This is a genomic window from Gloeotrichia echinulata CP02, assembly GCA_038087035.1.
GTDB lineage: Bacteria > Cyanobacteriota > Cyanobacteriia > Cyanobacteriales > Nostocaceae > Gloeotrichia > Gloeotrichia echinulata.
The window spans coordinates 1,052,929-1,076,621 of sequence record CP051187.1 but is presented as its reverse complement, the minus strand read 5'-3'; the positions used below and the strand labels follow the sequence as shown (position 1 = coordinate 1,076,621).

Here is a 23,693-nt window from a genome sequence, read left to right as displayed (position 1 = left end):
TTCCCTTTGCCTATCAGGCTGCTTGAGAATCTTGGATATAAACTTGTTCACTAGGTCTAAGATGTTTCGTACTTTCATTCACTAACAGCGGTAGTAAAGCACTACCGCCAATCACCAAGCCATCCACAAGATTAATTGGTGCAATCTTCAACAAACTCCTCAGTTGGGGAATAGTTATAGCTAAGATTTGAATGGCAAAAGAACCGATAAGAGCAGCATTTAAATAAGGATTATTTGGCAGTCTTTCTTGACTAAATATGCTGTGGGTTTCCGAACGACTGCTAATAGTATGTAGCAGTTGACCGGATGTTAAGCTCAAAAAAGCAATGGTGCTGGCTACAGGTCCAATACCATATCTGGTCAAGCCGTAGCTATAGGCTGTTAGAGTACTGGCAGAGATGATTGCAGACTCAAAGGCAATTCTGCCAAAATCGGAATTTTTGATAATTGGTTCGTCAGGACTGCGGGGTGGCTGACTCAAAACTTCTGGTTCTGGTGCTTCCATCGCCAGGGAAAGACCGGGGAAGATGTCGGTAACTAAATTTAGCCACAGGAGTTGGATCGCATTCAAGGGTTCACCAATACCAACTGCGGTGGCTGTAGTCATGACTATGATTTCGCTGAGGTTGGTGGATAAGAGGAAATGCACGGATTTGCGGATGTTGTTATAGATTGTTCGTCCTCGACTGACGGCAATCATCATCGTTTCTAGCCTGTCATCTTCGAGTATAATATCTGCAACTTCCCGCGCTACATCGGTGCCGTCTTTACCCATTGCTACGCCAACTTGTGCGGCTTTCAGGGCTGGTGCATCGTTAATTCCATCGCCGGTCATGGCGACAACTTTACCGGCGCCTTGCAAAGCCTGAACGATTTGCAGTTTATTGCTAGGACTGATGCGGGCAAATACATCTACTTTATCACTGAGTGCGATTAAGGCTTCAGGCGTGAGATTATTGAGGTTGGTAGAATCGAGAATTTCTAGTTGGGGATCTCTGTTCAATTGTAATTCTTTAGCGATCGCATAGGCGGTTGGACTTTGATCGCCAGTAATCATCACTGTATCAATCCCCGCTTGATGAAAGTCCGCAATCAATTGTTTGACCCCTTTACGGATGGGATCTGCCATACCTACAAGTCCTAACCAGATTAGGTTTGACTCATAATGATTGCCGTTGTTAACCTCATCTATATCAGCATAAGCTATTCCTAACACCCGTAGCGCTTTACCTGCCATGCGATCGTTTTCCATTTCAATCGCCTCTCTATCTTTTTTTGTTAAAGGTACTATTTCCCCATGTTTTATCCGCCTTTGGCAAATCTCGACGACTTCGGCAGGATTACCTTTAAGAGCCACAAACTGCTGTTGCTCATCAGTTCGATGAATTGTACTCATGATATTACGGTTTTCTGAGCGCAGGTTAGTTTGCACAAGGGAATATTTTTGTCTTAGCTGTATGATATCCACCCCAGCGCTAATTCCCATATAAATTAGGGCATTTTCCGTGGCTGAACCGGTCACAACATACTGACCATCTCCTTGTTTGCTGACTTGAGTTTCATTGCACAGAACCGAAACATGAATCAGTTTTAACAGTTCATCGCAAGTATAGGGGTTGATATTCTCTCCTTGGGCGATAAACTCACCATCAGATACGGTGATGTATCGACTATTTGCATGTATCTCGACCACGGACATCCTATTTTCGGTAATAGTCCCGGTTTTATCTAAGCAAATTGTCTGTACAGAACCTAACGCTTCCACCGCATTCAAACTGCGAACGAGGACGTTATTTTTCCTCATATCTCTGATACCCAAGGCTAGGGTTGTGGTCGCAATTGTGGGTAAACCTTCGGGAACTGCAGCTACCGCTAAGGATATAGATGTTGTCAACATTTGTGCTAAACCATATCCCCGTAACAGTCCCATTCCAAAGACAAGACCGCAAATTCCCATACTGATTAAAACCAGTTGAGTTCCTACCTTATCTAGTTGTTTGGCTAGGGGGGTTTGCATGGTGGTTGCTTCACCAACCAGTTGTTGGATCTTACCCATTTCTGTAAATTTTCCCGTCGTCACCACCACAGCTAGTCCTTGACCACCGGTGACTAAAGTTCCTTTATAAACTATATTGAAGCGATCGCCTAACGGGAAGTCTTCACCAATCAAGGATTCAGTTATTTTGGTGATTGGTATACTTTCTCCAGTTAGGGCAGACTCATCTATACTCAGATTATCTGCCTCAATCAGTCGAGCATCTGCGGCTACATAAATACCAGGTTTGAGAACTAAAATATCTCCTAAGACAATATTTTCTGTCGGTATTTCTAGTTGATGACTATCTCTAATTACCCAAGTTAATGTTTGTTCCCGACTTTTGAGGGCATTAATAATTCTTTCTGACTGGCTTTCTGTCGCATAACCAATCACCGCATTTAGACCAATCACACCCAGAATCACTACAGCATCAACAATTCCCCCAGTAAAGACCGAAATCCCCGCCGCCACGCCAAGTAAAGCCACTGGTAAAGATTTAAATTGCTCAATTAAAATACTCAAATCCGAACGAGTAGCAGTTTCTCCTAGAATATTCTGTCCATATTTCTTGAGGTTTTCCGTAGCCAACTCAGTAGATAATCCTGATGCTTTTGAAGTTTGGAATTCATCAAGAACTTGAGGTACTTCCATTAAATGCCAATTTTCTATCTTTTGTGCTTGGGCATTTATAACAAGGTTTTTATGTTTTCTTTGCTGTTTTGATAATTTCTCTGGCTGAAGTTCTTTATTTTGTTTTTTGTAATCTAAAATAAGTTTTTCAATCAAAAATCCAACGCTGCGATAGTTAGTATCTGTCTGAAAAATTACCAATATATTGCTGGTTAACGGATTAGCGCAAACCGATATTATCTCTGCCATATTGGAGAGCGATCGCTCCAAATATTCTTTCAGAGAATGTGAACGATAAAGTTCCTTAACTTTGTATCTAACTCTACCTTTAACACTAGTATGGATTGCTTGAATCACAGCAATTATTGCTCCTCTAATGCCACTGTAAATCTATAACTATAGATTTTTCCTTCTTTATTTGCCAGGTTCCATTATAATTTACAGTATTCCTTATTTAATTCTATCTCTAGGAATAACAACATTACTTTTAATATAATTAATACTATAGATCTTCGTAGGGGCGCAAGGCCTTGCGCCCCAAAAGCGTGGTCTATTTACCTGAAAATGGCTGTAACTTAGTGCTATTCAGCTATGAGACACTGACTTATAGTCAGTGGCGGATCTGTCAGAAGAGCGAAAATCTATAAATAACCTAGTGATTAAAGTTGTGCATGACATCGCTGCGGCAAGATATGAGTAGGTAAGATTGCCCTGCCCCAGAAGCTGGTATCATCTGGATTTAGGGATATCTCAACAAATAGTTTGAAAACACGCCCCAATCCCCAATCCCCAATCCCTAATCCCTAATCCCTAATCCCTAGCCCCTTAGACAATCGCCAAATCTTAATAGTTGCATCTTGGCTACCACTAGCGAGAGTTTGACCATCAGCACTGAAGGCTACAGAATAAATTGCGTTTTTATGTCCTGGGAGAGTACGAATCAACTGTCCATTTTGTAGATTCCACAACTTAATCGTTTGATCATAGCTACCACTAGCGAGAGTTTGACCATCAGCACTGAAGGCTACAGAATAAATTGCGTTTTTATGTCCTGGGAGAGTATGGAGTAACTGTCCAGTCTGGAGATTCCATAACTTAATTGTTTGGTCATTACTAGCACTAGCCAGAGTTTGACCATCAGCACTGAAGGCTACAGAACGAACTGCTTGATTATGCGCCGCCAGAGGTATGTTTAATTTACCACTAGTCATCTGCCAAATGATGACTTTGCCATCTTCACAACCACTCACAATCATCTGCCCATCTGGACTAATAGCCACTGTTCTCACTGGGTCGGAATGCTGGAAAACCCGGAGTATTTTACCAGTTTCTACATCCCACAGCTTAACAGTTTTATCCCAGCTAGCACTAGCTAAAGTTTTTCCATCCCGACTGAAAGCAATCGCTTTTACATCATCTGAATGTCCAGATAAGGTGCGGATTAGTTTCCCCGTTTTTAAATTCCACAACTTAATTTTTTTATCCCAACTACCACTAGCTATAACATTTCCATCAGAGGTAATCGCGACGGATTCAACAGCGGATACGTGTCCATTAAGAGTGTGAATTAATTTGCCAGTATTGAGATTAAATATATTAACACTCTTATCATAATTACCGCTGACGAGAGTTTGATTATCTGGACTAATTGCGACTGAATAAACCCATGCTCTATCATGGAAAGTCCTGATTCTTTGCTGTTCTTGATTTGAATCATTAGTCGCTGCATTTGAAAGCGATCTAACCTTGTCTAATCCAAGTGTGGTAGCAAAAAACAATAAACCAATAATGACGAAATTAAAAGCTTGATGATTGATAAAATCTTTCTTTTTTTGCTCCAACCATCTTCTTCTGAAAAACAAAATAATTACTAATGTGATTCCACAAGATGCCAACGGTGTCGCCCAACTCCAATGTCCCAACATTTTGTCGTGAACATGCCAAAATAATAAGAACATTGCTAAGTAGGTTAATTTATGCAACTGTCGCCAATTAGCTTTGAGTTTTTTTACACTCCAATTATTAGAGGTGAAAGCTAGTAAGGTGAATATAATAAATGTGGCGCTGCCATGAATATACACTCCGTAAGTTTTAATATCAAAAAAATCAAAATTCCTCTTGATTACTAATAAATAACCATGACCTACAGCTAATAAGAAAGCTAATACACCGATTTCTCGGCGATATTGCAATAATTTAATTATTATTTTTGATTTTTTTATCGCTGGAAAAACGACTCTAATATTACTCGGTAATAACGTGCAAATGTAAGCGAATAAAGATAAAAAACCCAGCAAATTAGGAAACGGAACAGTATCTAGATGCAATATGAACATAATTGGGTAGTGATAGTTCCAATGAGTGATTTAACATGTCACAATCGTATTTTACTGATTTTGATGAGAACATAAAGTTATGTATTATACATATTATCATTATATTAACAGATAAGCTGCGCTTAAAAGGTATAATTAGTAGTCTAATAATCCTATATTCTAAGTAATTATGCTGTGTGACACTACTGGGTGCGGAATGTGGGATATATTCAAAAACAATCGCTGTAGCCAAAGTTTTTGGCTCTTGCGTGTGTAGCGTGCTTAATTATTAATGAAAGTCGATTAAATTGCTTTAATAACAAGGCTTACAGGCGTTTATAATTTGATTTTTAGTAACAGTAGCTCAAATACAAAAAATAATGGCTTTTATCGGAGCCACGCAAGGGTTTCAAACTTATTTTTTAACAAATTCAGCACGCTAAGTACGGAAGATCCCAATTTTTTCGGTTTTGCGCTTTGCCCTGATATCTTTTTCGGGTCGTAATCCAATACTGCTCGGTTAACAAATTTCTTGGTTGAGGCAAGCTCTTGGAGCAGGGGGAGAAATGGAGGCTGGCGTTGAGTTTTGCCTCCCCTGCTTCCCCTGCCTCCCATGCCTCCCCTGCAAATCCTACGCAGTATTGGGTCGTAATCAACAATTACCGTACCCGTGGGAAGTTGCTCTGTTGGATATGGTATTTTACCTGCTTTGTCATGTCGCCAAGCGGTAAGGTACGAAATCCCCAAGGTTTTAGCATAATCAGATAATTTCATTAGGACTGTCTTTTAGACTATATCTGACTATGCTAGACTATATTTTGTTTAAAGTTTTATCATACCCAGGATGAAAATGTCGTTGCCAAATCCCCCAGGGGGATTACTATCCTCGCTCTCTGTCCATCAGCACCGATATTGCCGCCTTTTTCAATGAAATCGAGACCGTGGTCGAAGTACTGACCAAACAGCACAAATATGCCGTTGTAACCTGAATTAGGTTGATTACTGCGATCGCTCCTTTGGCTGCGCATCAAGGGTTTGGGTTGGACATGGGGCGACAGGCGCCGGGTAGGAAAAATTAACCAATGCCCTATGCCCACTTGGCCGATATCCACAAATAGCCTAGTGCGTAAGTCCTGCTAAAATCCAAAATTGGTTGACATCGCCAGAAATTATTGGTACTGACGCACCCTACCCTAAAGAACTGGGCAACTTTGCCAGTTATGTTACGAAACGTAAATAAGCTGGAAATCCTTACCAATAATCAATGACAAAGGATAAATGACGACTCTGAGCAGTACACTTTATTTGCGGCGAGCGACTTAATTTGTACAATGCAACTGTGACGTGGATCTTGTCGATATTTTGGCTCTTTAACCATATTCATGAGCATTCCGATTTCCGTGCTGAGTGATCTGCTACAGTCCCTACCCTATCTGCGGCCTCAACTATATTTCAAGGCCTCACTAACCGCCCTTTCCCATGCGATGGAAGATCAGGTTTTGGCGGCGACTTTGGAGCAGCCCCTGGTGATTGCTAGCTTCCAACGTGAGCGTTTTTACCGTCAAGAAGCTCATCGATACCAAAGGCTGGCAGTACGAAGTAATCAAATATACGTGTTATCGGCACCAGAAACAGATTTTAGGAATAGCTCGGGACACTATGAAAAAGTAGCTTTTGAGCCAGAGGATGCCCTAAGTCAAGAGTGGCATTTGGTGGTAATTGCTGATAATTATGCTACTTGTCTGGTATGTCGAGAAAGCCTAGGCTCGATAGCGAAAAATCAGCAAGTACCGGAGCTAAGTCCTAGTTTAGACATGGACACAGCACGAAGGTTTGAAGGAATTTGGACTTCGGAGCGGGGGGTTAGCCTCAAAGCGGCAGAATTACTATTAAACAGGATTTTAGTTTATAGACCATCTCTGGCTGGCAAAATTGCACAAGCCCGCCAGAGATTTGGTATCGGTGAACCCAGAAGCAACTCAGGCGTAGCCCAAATCAGCGAATATGCTTGTGATATCGATACTGACCCCTTCGTGCAACGTTTAGTCACTTACCTGCAAGCTAGTCAGTACAAATTACACAAAGCTTACCGTTCAATTACCGCCCAAGCACGTAAAGAAAGGTTAATTAACTCGATTAGCACCGCCATTCGGCGATCGCTCGATCCGCATGAAGTGCTAGAGGTAGCAGCCCAAGAATTGGGACAACACATGGGAGCAGGTCGTTGTTTAATTTACCGCGCTCACGCAACCGAAGCTAAAGCAATCATTGAACACGAATTCTTGATGCCGGGTATAGTATCTATTTGTGGGCAAACTTGGCAATTAGCAAATAATCCTCTATTTCAGGAAGTTGTGGAACAACAAGAGGGGATCTGTATTAGCAACACCCTGATTGACTATCGCGTTACCAGTTCACCAGCACTAACGGCGATCGCCAGCAAGTTTGTCATTCGGTCTTGGGTAATCGAACCAGTGTTATATCAGGGTCGATTGTTGGGCATAGTCGAGTTACACTATTGCAGCCTACCACCCCATGAGTGCCAACTAGGGGAATTAGACTTGGTAAAAGCGATCGCCACCCAAGTCGGAGCCGCGTTAATTCAAGCCGAAGCTTACGCCAACTTAGAAGAACTTAACCAACAACTAGAAGCCCTTGACCGCACCCGCAGCAACCTTATAGCCATCACTGGACACGAACTCCGCACCCCATTATCCACCATTCAAGTGTGCCTAGAAAGCCTCGCCAGCGAACCAGATATGCCCCTAGAGTTGCAGCAAATCATGCTCAACACCGCCCTTTCCGACTCAGAACGGATGCGAAAACTGGTACAAGATTTCCTCACACTTTCCAACCTAGAAAGCGGACGGGTAGAATGGCATCCAGAATCCCTCGCCTTAAAAGAATGTGTGGATCTATCACTCAGCCGCATTCGCACCCGTTCTGGAACCGAACAGCCCCCGCAAATCAAGACTCAAATTGCCGATAATCTCCCTTTGATCAGAGCTGACGGTGATTGGCTGGTGGAAGTATTAGCAAAACTGATAGATAACGCTTGCAAATTTACGCCCCCACAAGGCGAAATTGCGATTAAAGCCACTCATAACGGCAATCAGATGGTCGAGGTGACAGTAGCGGACACTGGACGGGGTATAGAAACCAATCGCCTAGAAGTCGTTTTTGACCGCTTCTACCAAGAAGAAGGCGCCTTGCGACGGACTACAAGTGGCACTGGACTAGGACTAGCAATTTGTCGGCAAATTGTCAACGGCTGGGGGGGTGAAATTTGGGCAGAATCAGCTGGCAAAGACCAGGGCAGTCAGTTTCATTTTACCATTCCCATTGTTCAGGCTACCCAAGAGGAAAAGCGGTCAAAAGTCAAGAGGAAATAGGAAATAGGGCATGGGGATTACCGATTGACCCTTGACCCTTGACCCTTGACCCTTGACCCTTGACCCTTGACCCTTGACCCTTGACCCTTGACCCTTGACCCTTGACCCTTGACCCTTGACCCTTGACCCTTGACCCTTGACCCTTGACCCTTGACCCTTGACCCTTGACCCTTGACCCTTGACCCTTGACCCTTGACCCTTGACCCTTGACCCTTGACCCTTGACCCTTGACCCTTGACCCTTGACCCTTGACCCTTGACCCTTGACCCTTGACCCTTGACCCTTGACCCTTGACCCTTGACCCTTGACCCTTGACCCTTGACCCTTGACCCTTGACCCTTGACCCTTGACCCTTGACCCTTGACCCTTGACCCTTGACCCTTGACCCTTGACCCTTGACCCTTGACCCTTGACCCTTGACCCTTGACCCTTGACCCTTGACCCTTGACCCTTGACCCTTGACCCTTGACCCTTGACCCTTGACCCTTGACCCTTGACCCTTGACCCTTGACCCTTGACCCTTGACCCTTGACCCTTGACCCTTGACCCTTGACCCTTGACTAAAAACTGTTACAGACTATAACGCGATCGCAATATTATGCTGTCTGCGGTGTTAGGATGCCCTAAAAACGTTGAGAGACTACTTTTTTATGGCAGAAACACTTTCTGGAAAAACCCCGTTATTTGCTGGCAGCACTGGTGGCTTGCTGACAAAAGCAGAAGTGGAAGAAAAGTACGCTATTACCTGGACTAGCCCTAAGCAGCAGGTATTTGAATTGCCTACAGGTGGCGCTGCTACCATGCTCCAAGGCGAAAACCTGCTGTACATAGCTCGGAAAGAATATGGTATCGCGTTGGGAGCTCAACTCCGGAAATTTAAAATTACAGACTACAAAATTTACCGGATTTTGCCCAGCGGCGAAACTACTTTAATTCACCCAGCTGATGGCGTCTTCCCTGAAAAAGTGAACGCAGGTCGTGAGAAAGTACGTTATGTACCACGCCGAATTGGACAAAATCCCAATGCATCAGAACTCAAGTTCAGTGGTAAAGCTACCCACGACGCATAGGTCTAGGTAATGGGGATTGGGGACTGGGGACTGGATACAATTCTCAATCCCTAATCCCTAATCCCTAATCCCTAATCCCTAATCCCTAATCCCTAATCCCTAATCCCTAATCCCTAACCCTTAAGCCTTCAGGTGTCTATGATATTTCCCAATTTTGAAGAATTTAAAGAGTTAGCGTTGCAAGGTAATTTTGTACCGGTGTATCAAGAATTGATCGCAGACTTGGATACGCCTGTATCAGCTTGGTATAAAGTTTGTGCTGGTCAGCCTTATAGCTTTTTATTGGAATCGGTGGAAGGTGGGGAAAAACTGGGACGTTATAGTTTTGTTGGTTGCGATCCGCTGTGGGTGTTGGAAGCAAGGGGAAATAGTACAACCCAGAAACAGCGCAACGGTTCCCAGGTGGTGTTTGCAGGCGACCCATTTACAGCCTTAGCCCAATGTGTCGCACCTTATCGCCCAGTGAAGTTACCCCAATTACCGCCAGGAATCGGCGGTTTATTTGGGTTTTGGGGCTATGAGTTGATTCGCTGGATTGAACCACGAGTGCCAGTTCATCCACCTGATGAGCGTAATATCCCGGATGGATTGTGGATGCAGGTAGACCACCTGTTGATTTTTGACCAGGTAAAGCGGAAAATTTGGGCGATCGCCTATGCTGATTTACGTGAAGAGAATGTTGATTTACAGGTAGCTTATCAACAAGCAGGCGATCGCGTCTCTCAAATGGTAGACAAGCTATCTCTACCCCTGTCGCCCGAAAAAACCAGATTGTCATGGACGCCCCCATCTGCAGTTTCTCCCTCCACAACGGCGGAATACACCAGCAACTTCACCCGCCCAGAATTCTGCGCCAGTGTCCAAAAGGCAAAAGATTATATCAAAGCTGGGGATATCTTTCAAGTAGTCATTTCCCAGCGTCTATCAACAGAATACACAGGCGACCCCTTCGCCCTTTACCGTTCCCTGCGCCAGATTAATCCATCGCCTTACATGGCGTTCTTTAACTTACTCGATTGGCAAATCATCGGTTCGAGTCCTGAAGTCATGGTGAAAGCCGAACGGGATGCAGATGGTGAGATAATCGCCACAGTTCGCCCGATAGCGGGGACACGTCCACGGGGAAAAACAAGCATTGAAGATACAGCCTTAGCAGCGGATTTACTCCAAGACCCCAAAGAAATCGCTGAACACGTCATGCTGGTTGATTTAGGGCGCAATGATTTGGGGCGCGTTTGTGAAAGTGGTAGCGTCAAAGTTGATGAATTAATGGTAGTGGAACGCTACTCCCATGTGATGCATATTGTCAGTAATGTCGTCGGTAAATTAGCAGCAGATAAAACCGCATGGGATTTACTCAAAGCTTCCTTCCCCGCCGGTACAGTCAGTGGCGCACCCAAAATTAGAGCAATGGAAATTATCAATGAATTAGAGCCTAGCCGCCGTGGTGTGTATTCTGGTGTGTATGGATATTACGATTTTGAAGGGCAATTGAATACTGCGATAGCAATTCGGACAATGGTATTGCGTGATAATACGGTAACTGTGCAAGCGGGCGCCGGTTTGGTGGCTGATTCTGACCCTGAGAAGGAATATGAGGAGACTTTGAATAAGGCGAGGGGTTTGTTAGTCGCGATACGTTGTTTGCGTTGAATCGAAATATTTCCGGGTTTTTGTTGGGTCTATTTACCTGAAAACTGCATTACTCAAAAACAACGCCGCGATAAATTTCTGTTATTGGTAATTCTATCCCAACTGATTGTAGGGTAATAGATTGCTGCAAGTTGTTAAATTCACTGAGCAACCAACCTTGCGCTTGTTTGCTATATTTTTCTATAAAAGGTTCATCTTGTTCGACTAATAAATATTCGCTAAAACTTTTAATTGAGCGATACATGCGAAATTTACTTTGTCGGTCATAATCGGCGGTGGAAGGTGATAAAACTTCAACAATTAGTGTAGGATTTAAGACTTCATCGAATCGTTCCCCATTCAGTTGCGGTTCACCGTCAAAAACCATCACGTCTGGATAAACTCCGCGCTGATGTTCGGGAATCCACAGCCGTAAATCGCTGTTAATTGGCTCAAATTGAGTATCGCGTAGCGCAGAGGTAAGATAGGTTAAAATATTCCGACCGATGCGACTGTGTTTGAGTGTTCCTCCTGACATGGGTACAATTTCTCCATCTCGATATTCGCTGCGTGCTTCTGCTTTTTGTTCGATGGCGCGATATTCGTCTAATGTGTAGCGACGCTTGATGGTAGAAACCATAGGTGGTAGCCGATGACATTGCTTGTGGGACAATAGGTTTATTGTGTCATAGATTTAGTTGTGAGGTGATGTGATGGGGCGATCGCTCATCCGTGCTAAAAAACAGTCAGAATAGATGAATCCCCTTGCAATTCTCATGTGGTTGGATTTTACTGTGCCTGCAAAAGATATTTACCACAACACTGTGAAATTTGCCTTACAGAAAGATGGCTGGACAATTACCCACGATCCCTTTCCATTGCAAATAGGTAAAAAGCGCCTATCTGCGGACTTGGGTGCAGAACGTCTCATCAGTGCTGAAAAAGGAACCCAAAGAATTGTTGTGGAAGTCAAGAGTTTTGTAGGACAGTCTGACGTAAAAGATTTGGAGCAAGCATTGGGACAGTATGTCCTGTATCGCCAAATCCTGAACGAAGTGGGGAGCGATCGCAGCCTTTATTTGGCGGTTTCTCGACCAACCTTTAACAGCGTGTTTACCATAGAATTGGGACAAATGTTACTTAAAAACAAAATTATCAAGCTAATTGTCTTTGATGATGAAAGTGAGGCGATAGTGCAATGGATACCCGATTAAAATACCAAGACATTATTAAAAGCATACTGCAAAATCATGCCGATTATCGCACTGCGCTACCCGATGGTTATTCCTCTCAAGTTTTATTTGATGATGAGCGGGGACAATACTTAATTTTGGATATCGGTTGGAGTGGTGATAAATATCTTCATGCTACACCGATTCATTTAAGTTTAATTGGTGAAAAAATATGGATTCAATGCGATGACACTGAAGAAGGTGTCGCCACTGATTTACTAGAAGCCGGAGTTCCTAAACAAGATATAGTTCTTGGTTTTCGTCATCCTAAAATACGACAACATACAGGTTTTGCTGTGGCGTGATTGGCGATATCATAGTTATCTTGCTTCAGCGATCAGAATACTGTGTGTTTTAAACTGTTCAGTTTTAAAGATAAAATTATGAAAACTTTTACAGCTTATATTGAGTGGGATGCAGAAACCAAATTATATGTGGGTATTGTCCCCGGAATTCCTGGCGCTCATACTCAGGGATCTACTTTAGATGAACTCCAGGTCAATCTTAAAGAAGTTTTGGAGTTGTGTTTAGAAGAATATCAATATTCAATAGAAGATTTACCTCAGTTCGTGGGATTACAGCAGATTGAGGTAGCAGTATGAGTCGGCTTCCCATTGTCAACTTGAAAACGATGGAGAAGGTACTTCTCAGTCTTGGCTTTGAGCCTGTTCGACAAAAAGGAAGTCATGTATTTTATAGACCAATACAGTTCAGTTAGGCTCGAATGATATACACTGTAGGGGCACGGCATCCAAAATTTTTTCTTCTAATGACAATTTTATTCGTGCCGTGCCCCTACGACAATTTTCCTTAACTGAACTGTATTGTTTTATAGACATACCGATGGTAGAACAACAACAGTACCTAATCATCCAGGTAGAGATATTGCTCGTCCGCTACTCCCGAACCGCTGAAAGATTACCGAAATAATTTTTAGCTCACGCAAAGGCGCAAAGGCGCAAAGAAAAAAGGGAAATTATAGGTAATCAAAGACCGGGAAGGGAGTAATTAGAGAAATTCTCCGAGAAATTGAGCTTACACCTGAGCAGTTTCAAGCATTATTGGAAGATTTATAAAGGTTTAATTGCTCATTAGCTATTCTTGAATCAACGCCTGAAACCGCTCATCATCGCGAATGCTATCAAAATCTGTGTCAGTTTTTGCCCATTCACGCCATTTTTCAGGATTTAAATTAATTGCAATTTGCAGGTTTTCAATTGCTTGATTAATATTACCTTGAAGGGCGTAACAGCAAGCTTTACCATACCAAGCATAGTGGTCATCAGGTTGAATTGACAAGGCTTTGTCATAGGAAGCGATCGCTTCGCAGAACTTCGTTAACGCTTCTTCATTGCGTCCTAAATTCCGTAGCGCAATCCCCCGGTTGTACCAAGCTTGGTGGTCATCAGGTTGAATGGACAAGGCTTTGTCATAGGAAGCGATTGCTTCTTGATAGCGTCCTAAATTCCGTAGCGCAATCCCCCGGTTGTACCAAGCTTGGTGGTCATCAGGTTGAATGGACAAGGCTTTGTCATAGGAAGCGATTGCTTCTTGATAGCGTCCTAAATTCCGTAGCGCAATCCCCCGGTTGTACCAAGCTTGGTGGTCATCAGGTTGAATGGACAAGGCTTTGTCATAGGAAGCGATTGCTTCTTGATAGCGTCCTAAATCATCTAGCGCACTCCCCCGGTTGTTCCAAGCTTGGTGGTAATCAGGTTGAATGGACAAGGCTTTGTCATAGGAAGCGATCGCAGCTTCATATTCTTTAGCAGAATCTAATAATCTACCGAGTTCACGTAGTAACCTAACCTTACGACTTTCTGTCTGATGTTGCTCTGCTAGTAAGTCTTGAATTTCCAGTATTTTCTCTATTTTTTGTTCTTGGCTGAGGTTCAAGTATTCATCATAATCTGCTTCATCTAATAAACGGGTTGATTCCTGTTCTATCAATTCTGGCGTAGTGGGTAATTCAAATACTCCCGAACGCCAATCAAAAAAATCTGCGGCGCGGTGAATTAAATAGTTGAGGGAAAATGAACGCAACAGAAATACAAAACAAAACGGTAAATCATCTCTAAACCGTTCTCGGTGTTGATTGAGATGATTTAAAATATGCGGTACACTTTCTAAATTACTAAATCTACTTTCGGTGATTGCGCCATAAGTTCTTTTTTCATATTTATATAAAGAATATTCCAGACCTTTAATCAATAAAATATCAACTTGCTTATTTTTGACAAACTCAGCTACACGCTCATATAAATTATCAATCGATTCAACTAAGCGCAAAACTTCTATATGCTTACCCTGAATATCCTGGGGAAGTTTGACAATTAAATTGTCTGCTTCCACGGGTGTACATTGGACAAAATACAAGCCAAAGCCTGTTTTGCGCTTGAGTGCGCGGAGTAAGTCTTGATAGGCTGCTTGTGGTTCTGGGGGTAAATCGTCATCCCAATTATCTAGATTTGCGTTCATGGAAAAGCATATTTACTATTTACAAAAATATTATAGGACTTACGCATTGACAAAAAACACAAAATATGTAGCTCCAAAAAAACCGGAGATGTCGTAGGGGCGGGTGAGCGCGATATCCTTGTTAATAGTTGATGATCTTTATGAACCCGTCCCTGATGCGGAGCTTTTAGCCTCGTTGACGGAGCTTTTAGCCTCGTTGACGGAGCTTTTAGCCTCGTGGACGGAGCTTTTAGCCTCGTGGACGGAGCTTTTAGCTTCGTGGACGGAGCTTTTTGCTTCGTGAGCGGAGCTTTTAGCCTCGTGGACGGAGCTTTTAGCCTCGTGAGCGGAGCTTTTTGCTTCGTGAGCGGAGCTTTTAGCCTCGTGAGCGGAGCTTTTTGCTTCGTGAGCGGAGCTTTTAGCCTCGTGGACGGAGCTTTTTGCTTCGTGAGCGGAGCTTTTAGCCTCGTGGACGGAGCTTTTAGCCTCGTGAGCGGAGCTTTTTGCTTCGTGAGCGGAGCTTTTAGCCTCGTGGACGGAGCTTTTAGCTTCGTGGACGGAGCTTTTAGCCTCGTTGACGGAGCTTTTAGCCTCGTTGACGGAGCTTTTAGCCTCGTGGACGGAGCTTTTTGCTTCGTGGACGGAGCTTTTTGCTTCGTGGACGGAGCTTTTTGCTTCGTGGACGGAGCTTTTAGCCTCGTTGACGGAGCTTTTAGCCTCGTGGACGGAGTTCAGAGCTTCATTTATGGAAGTTTTGCGACTGCTTCTTTAAATTCGGGTACGCCTTGAATTAAGGGATGGATATCATACCAACGCTGAATTTCATCATTATCATCCAAATATCGATATTCTAACAAACAACGGTTATACATTAAGCTGCGATATTCGTCGGCGTTAATAATGCGCTTGATTTTCAGGTAAATAGACCACGCTTTTGGGGCGCAAGGCCTTGCGCCCCTACGAAGATCTGTGGTTATTGCGTGAAAATTGCTGTAAGAAAAGTAAACAAGCCTGAAACTCTTACCAATGACCAATGACAAAGGACAAATGACGACCCTCGACCGTACGGTTTATTTGCGCCGACCTACTTATGTGCATACTGAGTTTGGTCAATTAGCAGGTTTTAACCATGCGAAAACCTGTGTAACTGTGAGATTCAATGGTAAAAATTCTGGTACTGGTAAATAATCATCGCCAGTCATTTCTAAAGGCTGTTGTCCCGGCAAAAATACTAGCACCAAGCGCTCATCTGGATCAATTAACCAACCTAATTGAGTGCCGTTTTTTAGACAGTGGAGAATATTTCTAATTACCTTAGTTGTATTTTGTTCTGGCGATAAAATTTCAATTGTCCAATCAGGATAAACATCAAAGCTATTCTCAAATTCCCCATCAGCATCAAAAGGAATTCTTGACCAAGTAAACACAGCCACATCTGGCACAATTGACCGACCACCAAAGCTACAACGCAATTCTGGGAAAGCTAAAGCAATTTGTTGTTGTTCAGCTACTTGGTTAATTGCATTACACAGTTTTAATTGTAAGCGAGAATGTTTGCCTTGTGGCATTGGTTTTTGGTAGATGCGATTATCGACAAATTCACTAGCAGGCTTAGTTTCTGGCAGCTTGAGGAACTCTGCTAAGGTAATTGGTTTGTGCAGCGTGGTTGCCATAGCTATGCAAATGCCTTGTTTGGTTAAAATTTTAGCATTTTTCAGACAATAACCACAGACCAAAGTAGGACGCCGGCAATGCCGTGCCCTAATTTGGTCTATTTACCTGAAAACTGCTGTAAGTTGACACCAATGGACAATGTGCCCCGACAACATATGTGTAATGCTGACGCACCCTACAGAACTAGTTCAAGAAATTTGGCTGGGGAGTAGTGACACCGTTTTTACCAACGGGTGGTATTTCGACTAGCTGATCGGTAGCAGTAGGAGTTCCATTAGTATTACCACTGGGAATCACGGAAAATTGATTACCGGGATGTCCATTGGGGATGAACAATTGGGGATGGTCAAAGGGTGCTTGCTGAAGGAGAACTCGCTGATCGGTGAGTCCGGTTTTTAAGAATGTTACCAAATCAGCTTTTTTAGCATCAGTTAAGTTCAATGGTGCTACACCTGGTCCACCGTCGTCACCCCGACCACGATTGTAAAAGTCTACTACTTGTTCTAGGGTAGCCATCCCACCGTTATGCATATATGGAGCTGTCAAGGCGATGTTACGGAGTCCAGGTGTTTTGAACAGTGATGTGATAGTGTTTCCGGCGCCTGGGTCATTTGCGGCTGGTCTGACACCGTAGTTAGCGATGAAGCCGTTAATGTTACTATTGATGAGCGGATTACCAGAATCTGTTGTGGCTACTCCTGCGGTTCTTCTGACTGAAGCCCTGGTGAATTCGGGAATTGTATGGCAAGTGTTACAATTACCGCCACCATTAGCCCCATTATTGACAAATACAGTCAGACCACTTTTTTCCTGGACGGTGAGAGCATTGGTGTTTCCCGCTTGGAATTTATCAAAAGGTGTCTGGTTAGATACAAGAGTAGACATATACTCTTGCATTGCTAATCCAGAGAATAAGGAGAAGTTCCAATCCCTAAGCGAAAACTGATTTGTCGGTAAAGTCTGTCCTACCTCGCTCTCGTTATAATCATCATTTTTGCTGAGGATTGTTGGTGTTCCATTACTGTCAACTTCAATGATTGACTTTGACTTCCACCATTCTTTCTTAAAGGCCTTGCGAATTAGCTGATCATAGGATGCAATATCTAGACCAGGCTTAGGGTAGCGACTTTCAGAGCCTAAAACGCTGTCCTGCGGATGCACAAGTTGTTTACCTAGAGGTCTGAGACTTTTTATCTTCTGGCCTTTTTTTCGCAGAAATTTAGAACCGACTTGAGGTAAGGTACGACCATCTGCAGATATCTCAAATGGACTCAATTGTGGTCCGGTTACTAAGGAAGCTATAGAGGAATTGTTGAGGGAAACGGAAACTGCAGTTAGTTGGTTTGGTTTTGTCGCTTTGTAAACTTTAGCAGTCAGGTCTGCGGCTCCTTTGATGTTCACCCCATTGAAGGTTTCCTTGGCGCTACCATCCCAAAACTGGAGTTTGTTGAAGATTGCATCAATTACTGTTGGGGTATTACGTGGCTCAACTCGACGCACATTAATTCCATTGACTTGAAAGCCGTCTGAATCTGGCTTGGATGTAGTTGAATCTACGGATTGACCCGCAACAATGTTATTAAAAACACTATAAAATACACCTTGGGATGAGGTGACATCGTTAGTGTCAGAAATAACTGTACTGGTGCGATTTTGAGGATCGGCAAGTTTGTGAAATGGAAAATCTGCCGCCGTGAGTTGATAATTAGCACCACCACCTACTTGGAAGGTTGTATCTTTGAGTGATGCCAAAAGACCAGGGCTGATTTGATTCTTGGATCTGTTATCGGCTCCGGCGTGAAAGTGACAAGTAGCACAGGATTGAATACCGTCGCTACCAAGCTGCATATCCCAAAATAGGGATTTTCCTAGCTTGAGTAGGGCTGTTTGGTCTTCAACAAATTCTCCGAGATTACTTGGTTCAGCCACCGTCGTTAGCAGTGGCGGGTTTTCTGGAGTCGGATCTCCGGGAGTAGCCAGAGGAAAACTAGTTATGGCATTTAAGGGGGATGGGTTTTGGCTTAGTTGCGCCGACACAAAATTTCCACTAGCGATCGCCACAGAAGCTATGACGAAAACTCCCAAAAACACTGATAATCTTTTTGAGACTAGCCTCTCACGAAATTTTAGATACAAGACACAAAGTGATAACACTAAAAGTGTTATGACGGATACAAAATGAGTAAATATCATTTGGCTGCATTATTAAATTATACACGCAGTTACTAATATAACAGTAATACATAAAAGCTAAATGTTGTAAATAGCACAATCAAATAGTTTATTTTTGATCTCATAGGGTGCGTCAGTCCTAGATATTTAGGCTGCAGCAGTTGTATTATTTTCTGACGCACCCTAGAAATTTGGTATTTTTTACTTTGTTCCTGGTGTAAGATTACCTATATTTGCTTTTACGTGAAAAAGGCTGTACCCTGTAGGGTCTATAGATGAATCTATACGGTTGTCAAATGAGGGGCTTGGTTGGCGGATGTAGTGATTTATCTCTCAAACTAAATCTTGCTTATTTTGCGCTGGGTGGTGGAAATTTGAAAATCCAGAAATAACCCACCTGAGTTTATATGTGCTAAAACATACAAAACTGATCAGAAAGTTATTGAGGATTAGAAATAAAATGTCGGCGATCGCAAATCTCAAAGACAAGAGTGAATTACCTGTTATCATTACCGATCATCAAGGAATCGTCATCTATGTTAATTCTGTTTTTGAAGCCACGTTTGGGTGGAATTACTCAGATATTATTGGTCAAACACTTGCACTAATTCTACCTACATATTTTCAGGATGCTCACCATTTAGGGTTTTCTCGTTTTAGTGCTACAGGGGTTTCGACGATTCGGCTCTTCCGTACTTAGCGTGCTGAATTTATTAAATAATCAGCTTGAAACCCTGCCTGAGATACAATAATAGCCATTATTTTCTGTATTTTTGGTCAAATTGATAAAAATTAAATCATGAACGCCTGTGAGTCTTAATTTAAAAGCAAATTTATAGACTTTAATTAATAATTAAGCACGCGCTTTGTACGCAAGAACCTGAAATTCGCACCCCCATGAATGCTGTTTTGGGGATGACTGGTTTGTTGTTAGAAACTCCCCTGAATCCAGAGCAACGGGATTTTGTCGAAACAATTCGCATTAGCGGTGATGCATTATTAAGTTTGATTAACGAAATTTTGGATCTATCCAAACTTGAGGCTGGGGAAATGATGCTGGAAACTCTAGATTTTGACTTGTCTACCTGTGTGGAAGAAGTATTAGACTTGTTAGCGCCTCAAGCCCATACTAAAAACTTGGAAGTTGCGGCGTTAATCAATCGTGATGTTCCTACCAAAATCCAAGGAGATGTAAGTCGCCTGCGACAAATTTTGATGAATTTGATTAGCAATGCTATCAAGTTTACCAGTAGCGGAGAAATACTTGTGCGAGCTGAACTAAAATCAGAAAGCTCTACGACAGCTACAATTTATTTTGCCGTTATCGATACCGGTCTTGGTATTAGTCCTGAAAACCAAAGTCAACTATTTCAGCCATTTATTCAAGTGGATGCTTCTATTAACCGCAAGTATGGAGGCACAGGCTTGGGATTAGCTATCTGTAAGCAATTGGTGAATTTAATGGGAGGAAATATTGGGGTGGATAGTCAACTAGGAAAAGGAGCTAAATTTTGGTTTGAGCTTACTTTTAGCAAACAGTCTTTATCAGTTTCTCCAGTTAAAGAAGTTGAGCTACTGACTAATCACCGTTTGTTAATAGTCGATGACAATATTACTAATCGCAAGATTATTTACCATCAAGTTACTCGTTGGGGTATGCAAGTGGATGAGGCTGCGACGGCTAATGTTGCTTTAAAAGCTTTAGCAGAATCTGTTGAACAGGGAAAGCCTTATGATTTGGTTTTGATTAATATGCAAATACCTGAGATGGATGGCATAACTTTGGGAACACAATTGAAGGCAAATTCTGCTACTAATAAGATACCTTTGATTTTGCTGACGGCTACTAATCAACGGGATGAGGTAGAACGGGCAATAAATCTAGGTTTTTCAGGCTATTTAGCGAAACCGATCAAAGCATCTCGACTATTTGATAGTATTATGAATATCTTGGGTTCTCAACTGGATTTAGAGAACTTCAAGGATTATAAGATTAAACAAAATTTATTGACTACAGAAATTCAACAGAGTCCTAGCACTACTAAATTTAAATTAAGATTATTACTAGCAGAAAATAATCTGGTAAATCAGAAAGTCGCCCTCAAGCAGTTGCGTAACTTAGGCTACGATGCTGATGTTGCTGCTAATGGTGAAGAAGTTTTGCAGTTGATCGAAACGGTTCCTTATGATTTAATTCTTATGGACTGTCAAATGCCAATTCTTGATGGCTTAGAAACTACCAGAGAAATTCGCCGCCGTCCAGATAGGTTTTTTGCTAGTCGTTGTCAACCTATAGTAGTGGCGATGACAGCAAATGCAATGAAAGAAGACGAACAAAATTGTCGCGATGCAGGTATGGATGACTATGTAAGTAAACCTGTGAGAAAAGATAAATTGACAATGGTGCTAGAGCATTGGAGCCAAATTATTCTCAGCCAACAAGAGTTATTTGTCACTAAAACAATAGTTTTTCCTCTAGAGGAAAGTTCCCTGGAAGATTTGATTAATTGGCAACAATTACATCAGATATCAGACAATAATCCAGAATTTGAATGGCAATTATTGCAAATATACACTGAAGATAGCATATCCCGTTTAGATGCTATTAAAGCAGCACTCGCCACTAAAGACTTTCAAAAGATGAGGGGTGAAGTCCATCAGCTAAGAAGTTCTATGGGCTATATAGGAACTACAACAGTGCAGGAGACTGTGGAACAACTTGAACAATTAGCTGTCCAGGATGAGCGTAGAGGTACAGGTAAGTTAATACAAGATTTAGAATATTTTGTCAATCGCATTCAAGAATTTTTAACTACTCGCTAACGATAAGGAAATACATGGCGCATCTCAAAGCGACACTGTTCCCAAAGTGGTAACAAAGCCTGTTTCGCCCCATTCATCTGCGCTTGCGAGAAACTAATTTTGCCGTTTTCAATAATCCAGATGAATGTCCGAGTGATTAAATCGGCGTTAAAGCTTTTCTCAACTTGACAATTATTTATTCTGGCTACTTGTTGATCTAAGCAATTCATCGCATTTTTAAACGTCCCAGTTTTCATAGTTTCTTCTGCTGCATTCTTCCACGCAATTCCACGCAAATTACCCATAATATAGTCTATGCCAATTATGGCAGAATCTGTATTCCGCACCAAATCTGTAAATGCTTGGTAATATGCACGCAAGAGTGCAGCCGGAATATTTTCTATATAATTATGTAACCAAGATTGGATATTTCGCAGATAAGGTAAAAAATCTTTGATATCATTAATATCTTGAATAGGTGTTTGTGCAAATTTATGCTTGATTATTTCTGGTAGCAGGTCGGCTTGAAATAATTCAGACTGCTGTGAATAATACTCAATCACTTTGGGAATATATTGCTCTAATAACCAATTTTTTGTATACCTCGCTGTCCAAGTCCCCCTTAGACCAATATCTTGTTGCCATGAACTGATTTTTCCTCTTTCTAGAGATTTTAAATGTACATCATTGATTTCATATATGATTTTAATTTTATGATTGTTTAATAAATAAAAACAATTGTCAACTTGTGGTACAATAAACGCATGATCACGAATTCCCCGACTCACCCGGATGGATATATTTTCTTGATGAAATAAATGCCATGCCGATTTTCCTTGACTATAATCAAATTTCTGAGCAAACTTATGCATTAGTTCCCACAATTTTGGGTCTATTGTCAAAAGCTGAAAACCTCGAATTCCTCCAAAATTTATAAATTCAAATTCCCAGGTTTCTAAATTATTCTCAAATTCGATAGTATGATTCTTGTATTCTCGACAAATTTCGTCAATACACAAACATAAGTCTGTCGTTTCTGTTTCGGATAAAATTATAGTGGTTTCACCTAAATAGGCTGCAAAAGCATTTTTATCTAACTGTTGGAGAAAAGGACGACATTTCCACTCAGGGTGCGTGTTGAGTCCGAGCATGAAATTGCCTAAAATATTTTGATAATTGACGCTAATTTTTAGCCCTTTTAAAATCAGACTGCTGAATTCTATCTCACAATCACCTTCACCTATGGCTTTGGGCAAATTACAGGCGATCGCCACTTTCGGTTGCACCACAATCAACCGATTTCCATGACGGGTAACTTCAGGTTGAAAATCACATTTGACCAAAAACTCTTGTAAATCTGGATGGCGTCTGAGGTATTTTTCGATTAAGCCATATTTAGCAACTGTCAAAAGATTATCTGAATTTTTATTGATATCTTTAATTCCTGCAAAATTTAATTTATTATAGAATTCCGAGGCAATATCGGGATTTGTCAGTGCATCTATCGTTAAATTAAATAAGCAATCTTCGGCACGGTAGCGCTGAAATTGAAAAACTTGCAGATTGTAGCCATTAGTTACTAGAAAAAATAACGGCTGTAATTGCAAACTATAAAATTTAGCCTTTTTAATTCCTGCATCGAAATTAGTTTCCAGCGGTGCAATTGTTTCAATCACCATCAGCGATGTCTCAGCATTCTGTTGCTCAAAATCATCCGTGGTAAAATAAACATGAGCGACCGAAAATTTTTGCGTCTGATTTCCTGGGTTATAGGTGGTCAAAGGATATTGGCTACGATGACATATTTCAGGGTAGCCAAGATACTCAAACACCGATAAAATAAATTTCGTCCCCACATCATCAGCAGTTTTTAACAGGCGATAGTCAAAATTTTGTAACCATTTACTAAATTGTTTAATTGACTCTGGCGGCGACATCTGATATACACCTATTTATATAAATTTATTGGTAACTAAATCGTGATTATAATTAAAAATTTATCAACTCAGTTCACATAGTATCGTTATCGTAAATACTTTCAAAGCCTGCGAGTGTGACAATCCTCCGCAGAGATGCTGTGAAACTAGGGGATGAGAGATAGGAGTTCGATGATCTTCCGGGGCGCAAGGCCTAGATCTCCTACTCACAATTGTTCTCACATAGCCGATCAAATGGGTGTTATACCATTTCACCAAAACTCTGATACATATAGAAACCAGGCACGGCAATGCCGTGCCCCTACCAACGTATTTGTATCATACTTAAAGTGGAACGGTGTT

16 protein-coding genes and 2 pseudogenes are annotated in these 23,693 nt (G+C 41.9%); 8 read left to right on the top strand and 10 right to left on the bottom strand.

The features are described from left to right. Positions 1-13: 13 nt before the first annotated feature. From HEQ19_04875 to HEQ19_04860, 4 genes are all read right to left on the bottom strand, one after another. Positions 14-3,025, bottom strand: a complete 3,012-nt coding sequence (locus HEQ19_04875; GenBank protein WYL98944.1) for an HAD-IC family P-type ATPase — start codon at positions 3,023-3,025, stop codon at positions 14-16. Between the two features lie 446 nt (positions 3,026-3,471). Beyond that, positions 3,472-5,004, bottom strand: coding sequence for a ferric reductase-like transmembrane domain-containing protein (locus HEQ19_04870; protein ID WYM03263.2), 1,533 nt, complete (start codon positions 5,002-5,004; stop codon positions 3,472-3,474). Positions 5,005-5,370: 366 nt separating this feature from the next. Continuing rightward, a complete protein-coding gene (locus HEQ19_04865; protein WYL98943.1) occupies positions 5,371-5,757 on the bottom strand; it encodes a hypothetical protein in 387 nt (128 codons plus the stop codon). A gap of 59 nt (positions 5,758-5,816) precedes the next feature. After that, positions 5,817-6,011, bottom strand: coding sequence for a hypothetical protein (locus HEQ19_04860; protein WYL98942.1), 195 nt, complete (start codon positions 6,009-6,011; stop codon positions 5,817-5,819). A 354-nt stretch (positions 6,012-6,365) separates the two neighbouring features. Between HEQ19_04860 and HEQ19_04855 the strand changes: the two genes are divergently transcribed. The 3 genes from HEQ19_04855 to trpE all read left to right on the top strand — a co-directional run bounded on the left by HEQ19_04855 (position 6,366) and on the right by trpE (position 11,098). Next, positions 6,366-8,375, top strand: coding sequence for a DICT sensory domain-containing protein (locus HEQ19_04855; GenBank protein ID WYL98941.1), 2,010 nt, complete (start codon positions 6,366-6,368; stop codon positions 8,373-8,375). A 650-nt stretch (positions 8,376-9,025) separates the two neighbouring features. After that, positions 9,026-9,445 (top strand): photosystem I reaction center subunit II PsaD, encoded by a 420-nt coding sequence (locus tag HEQ19_04850; protein ID WYL98940.1) that lies wholly within the window; start codon positions 9,026-9,028, stop codon positions 9,443-9,445. Between the two features lie 138 nt (positions 9,446-9,583). Beyond that, the gene (gene trpE / locus HEQ19_04845) at positions 9,584-11,098 is read left to right on the top strand and encodes an anthranilate synthase component I (GenBank protein WYL98939.1); all 1,515 of its coding nucleotides are present in this window, start codon (positions 9,584-9,586) and stop codon (positions 11,096-11,098) included. A 49-nt stretch (positions 11,099-11,147) separates the two neighbouring features. Here the strand turns inward: trpE and HEQ19_04840 are convergent, their stop codons facing one another. Continuing rightward, positions 11,148-11,717, bottom strand: coding sequence for a Uma2 family endonuclease (locus HEQ19_04840; protein WYL98938.1), 570 nt, complete (start codon positions 11,715-11,717; stop codon positions 11,148-11,150). Between the two features lie 115 nt (positions 11,718-11,832). Between HEQ19_04840 and HEQ19_04835 the strand changes: the two genes are divergently transcribed. The 3 genes from HEQ19_04835 to HEQ19_04825 all read left to right on the top strand — a co-directional run bounded on the left by HEQ19_04835 (position 11,833) and on the right by HEQ19_04825 (position 12,911). Beyond that, positions 11,833-12,291 carry an element excision factor XisH family protein gene (locus tag HEQ19_04835; GenBank protein ID WYM03262.2) on the top strand — a complete coding sequence of 153 codons (459 nt, stop codon included), beginning with the start codon at positions 11,833-11,835 and terminating at the stop codon, positions 12,289-12,291. Continuing rightward, positions 12,276-12,614 carry a XisI protein gene (locus HEQ19_04830; GenBank protein ID WYL98937.1) on the top strand — a complete coding sequence of 113 codons (339 nt, stop codon included), beginning with the start codon at positions 12,276-12,278 and terminating at the stop codon, positions 12,612-12,614. Before HEQ19_04835 ends, HEQ19_04830 begins: the two co-directional genes overlap by 16 nt. A gap of 78 nt (positions 12,615-12,692) precedes the next feature. After that, positions 12,693-12,911 (top strand): type II toxin-antitoxin system HicB family antitoxin, encoded by a 219-nt coding sequence (locus HEQ19_04825; GenBank protein WYL98936.1) that lies wholly within the window; start codon positions 12,693-12,695, stop codon positions 12,909-12,911. 493 nt (positions 12,912-13,404) lie between these two features. Here HEQ19_04825 and HEQ19_04815 read toward each other — a convergent pair whose 3' ends face one another. The 4 genes and pseudogenes from HEQ19_04815 to HEQ19_04795 all read right to left on the bottom strand — a co-directional run bounded on the left by HEQ19_04815 (position 13,405) and on the right by HEQ19_04795 (position 18,531). Then, a complete protein-coding gene (locus HEQ19_04815; GenBank protein WYL98934.1) occupies positions 13,405-14,787 on the bottom strand; it encodes a tetratricopeptide repeat protein in 1,383 nt (460 codons plus the stop codon). Between the two features lie 722 nt (positions 14,788-15,509). Beyond that, a pseudogene (locus tag HEQ19_04805) lies at positions 15,510-15,674 on the bottom strand (ATP-binding protein). 201 nt (positions 15,675-15,875) lie between these two features. Beyond that, positions 15,876-16,439, bottom strand: coding sequence for a Uma2 family endonuclease (locus HEQ19_04800; protein WYL98933.1), 564 nt, complete (start codon positions 16,437-16,439; stop codon positions 15,876-15,878). 184 nt (positions 16,440-16,623) lie between these two features. Further along, a complete protein-coding gene (locus HEQ19_04795) occupies positions 16,624-18,531 on the bottom strand; it encodes a cytochrome c peroxidase (GenBank protein ID WYL98932.2) in 1,908 nt (635 codons plus the stop codon). A gap of 523 nt (positions 18,532-19,054) precedes the next feature. Here HEQ19_04795 and HEQ19_04790 point away from each other — a divergent pair. Together HEQ19_04790 and HEQ19_04785 are read left to right on the top strand one after the other, a co-directional pair. Next, entirely contained in the window at positions 19,055-19,312 is a 258-nt protein-coding gene (locus HEQ19_04790; protein ID WYM03260.2) for a PAS domain-containing protein, read from the top strand. A gap of 182 nt (positions 19,313-19,494) precedes the next feature. Beyond that, positions 19,495-21,435, top strand: a pseudogene (locus HEQ19_04785) (response regulator). Here HEQ19_04785 and HEQ19_04780 read toward each other — a convergent pair. Beyond that, positions 21,432-23,351, bottom strand: a complete 1,920-nt coding sequence (locus HEQ19_04780; GenBank protein WYL98930.1) for a hypothetical protein — start codon at positions 23,349-23,351, stop codon at positions 21,432-21,434. The pseudogene HEQ19_04785 and the gene HEQ19_04780 overlap by 4 nt on opposite strands. Between the last annotated feature and the right edge of the window lie 342 nt (positions 23,352-23,693).

Coding starts and splice junctions, on each gene's coding strand:
- HEQ19_04830 (WYL98937.1), top strand. CDS start 12,276: ATGGATACCCGATTAAAATACCAAGACATTATTAAAAGCATACTGCAA.
- HEQ19_04815 (WYL98934.1), bottom strand. CDS start 14,787: ATGAACGCAAATCTAGATAATTGGGATGACGATTTACCCCCAGAACCA.
- trpE (WYL98939.1), top strand. CDS start 9,584: ATGATATTTCCCAATTTTGAAGAATTTAAAGAGTTAGCGTTGCAAGGT.
- HEQ19_04800 (WYL98933.1), bottom strand. CDS start 16,439: ATGGCAACCACGCTGCACAAACCAATTACCTTAGCAGAGTTCCTCAAG.
- HEQ19_04840 (WYL98938.1), bottom strand. CDS start 11,717: ATGGTTTCTACCATCAAGCGTCGCTACACATTAGACGAATATCGCGCC.
- HEQ19_04870 (WYM03263.2), bottom strand. CDS start 5,004: ATGTTCATATTGCATCTAGATACTGTTCCGTTTCCTAATTTGCTGGGT.
- HEQ19_04835 (WYM03262.2), top strand. CDS start 11,833: ATGAATCCCCTTGCAATTCTCATGTGGTTGGATTTTACTGTGCCTGCA.
- HEQ19_04850 (WYL98940.1), top strand. CDS start 9,026: ATGGCAGAAACACTTTCTGGAAAAACCCCGTTATTTGCTGGCAGCACT.
- HEQ19_04855 (WYL98941.1), top strand. CDS start 6,366: ATGAGCATTCCGATTTCCGTGCTGAGTGATCTGCTACAGTCCCTACCC.
- HEQ19_04865 (WYL98943.1), bottom strand. CDS start 5,757: ATGAAATTATCTGATTATGCTAAAACCTTGGGGATTTCGTACCTTACC.
- HEQ19_04860 (WYL98942.1), bottom strand. CDS start 6,011: ATGCGCAGCCAAAGGAGCGATCGCAGTAATCAACCTAATTCAGGTTAC.
- HEQ19_04780 (WYL98930.1), bottom strand. CDS start 23,351: ATGTCGCCGCCAGAGTCAATTAAACAATTTAGTAAATGGTTACAAAAT.
- HEQ19_04825 (WYL98936.1), top strand. CDS start 12,693: ATGAAAACTTTTACAGCTTATATTGAGTGGGATGCAGAAACCAAATTA.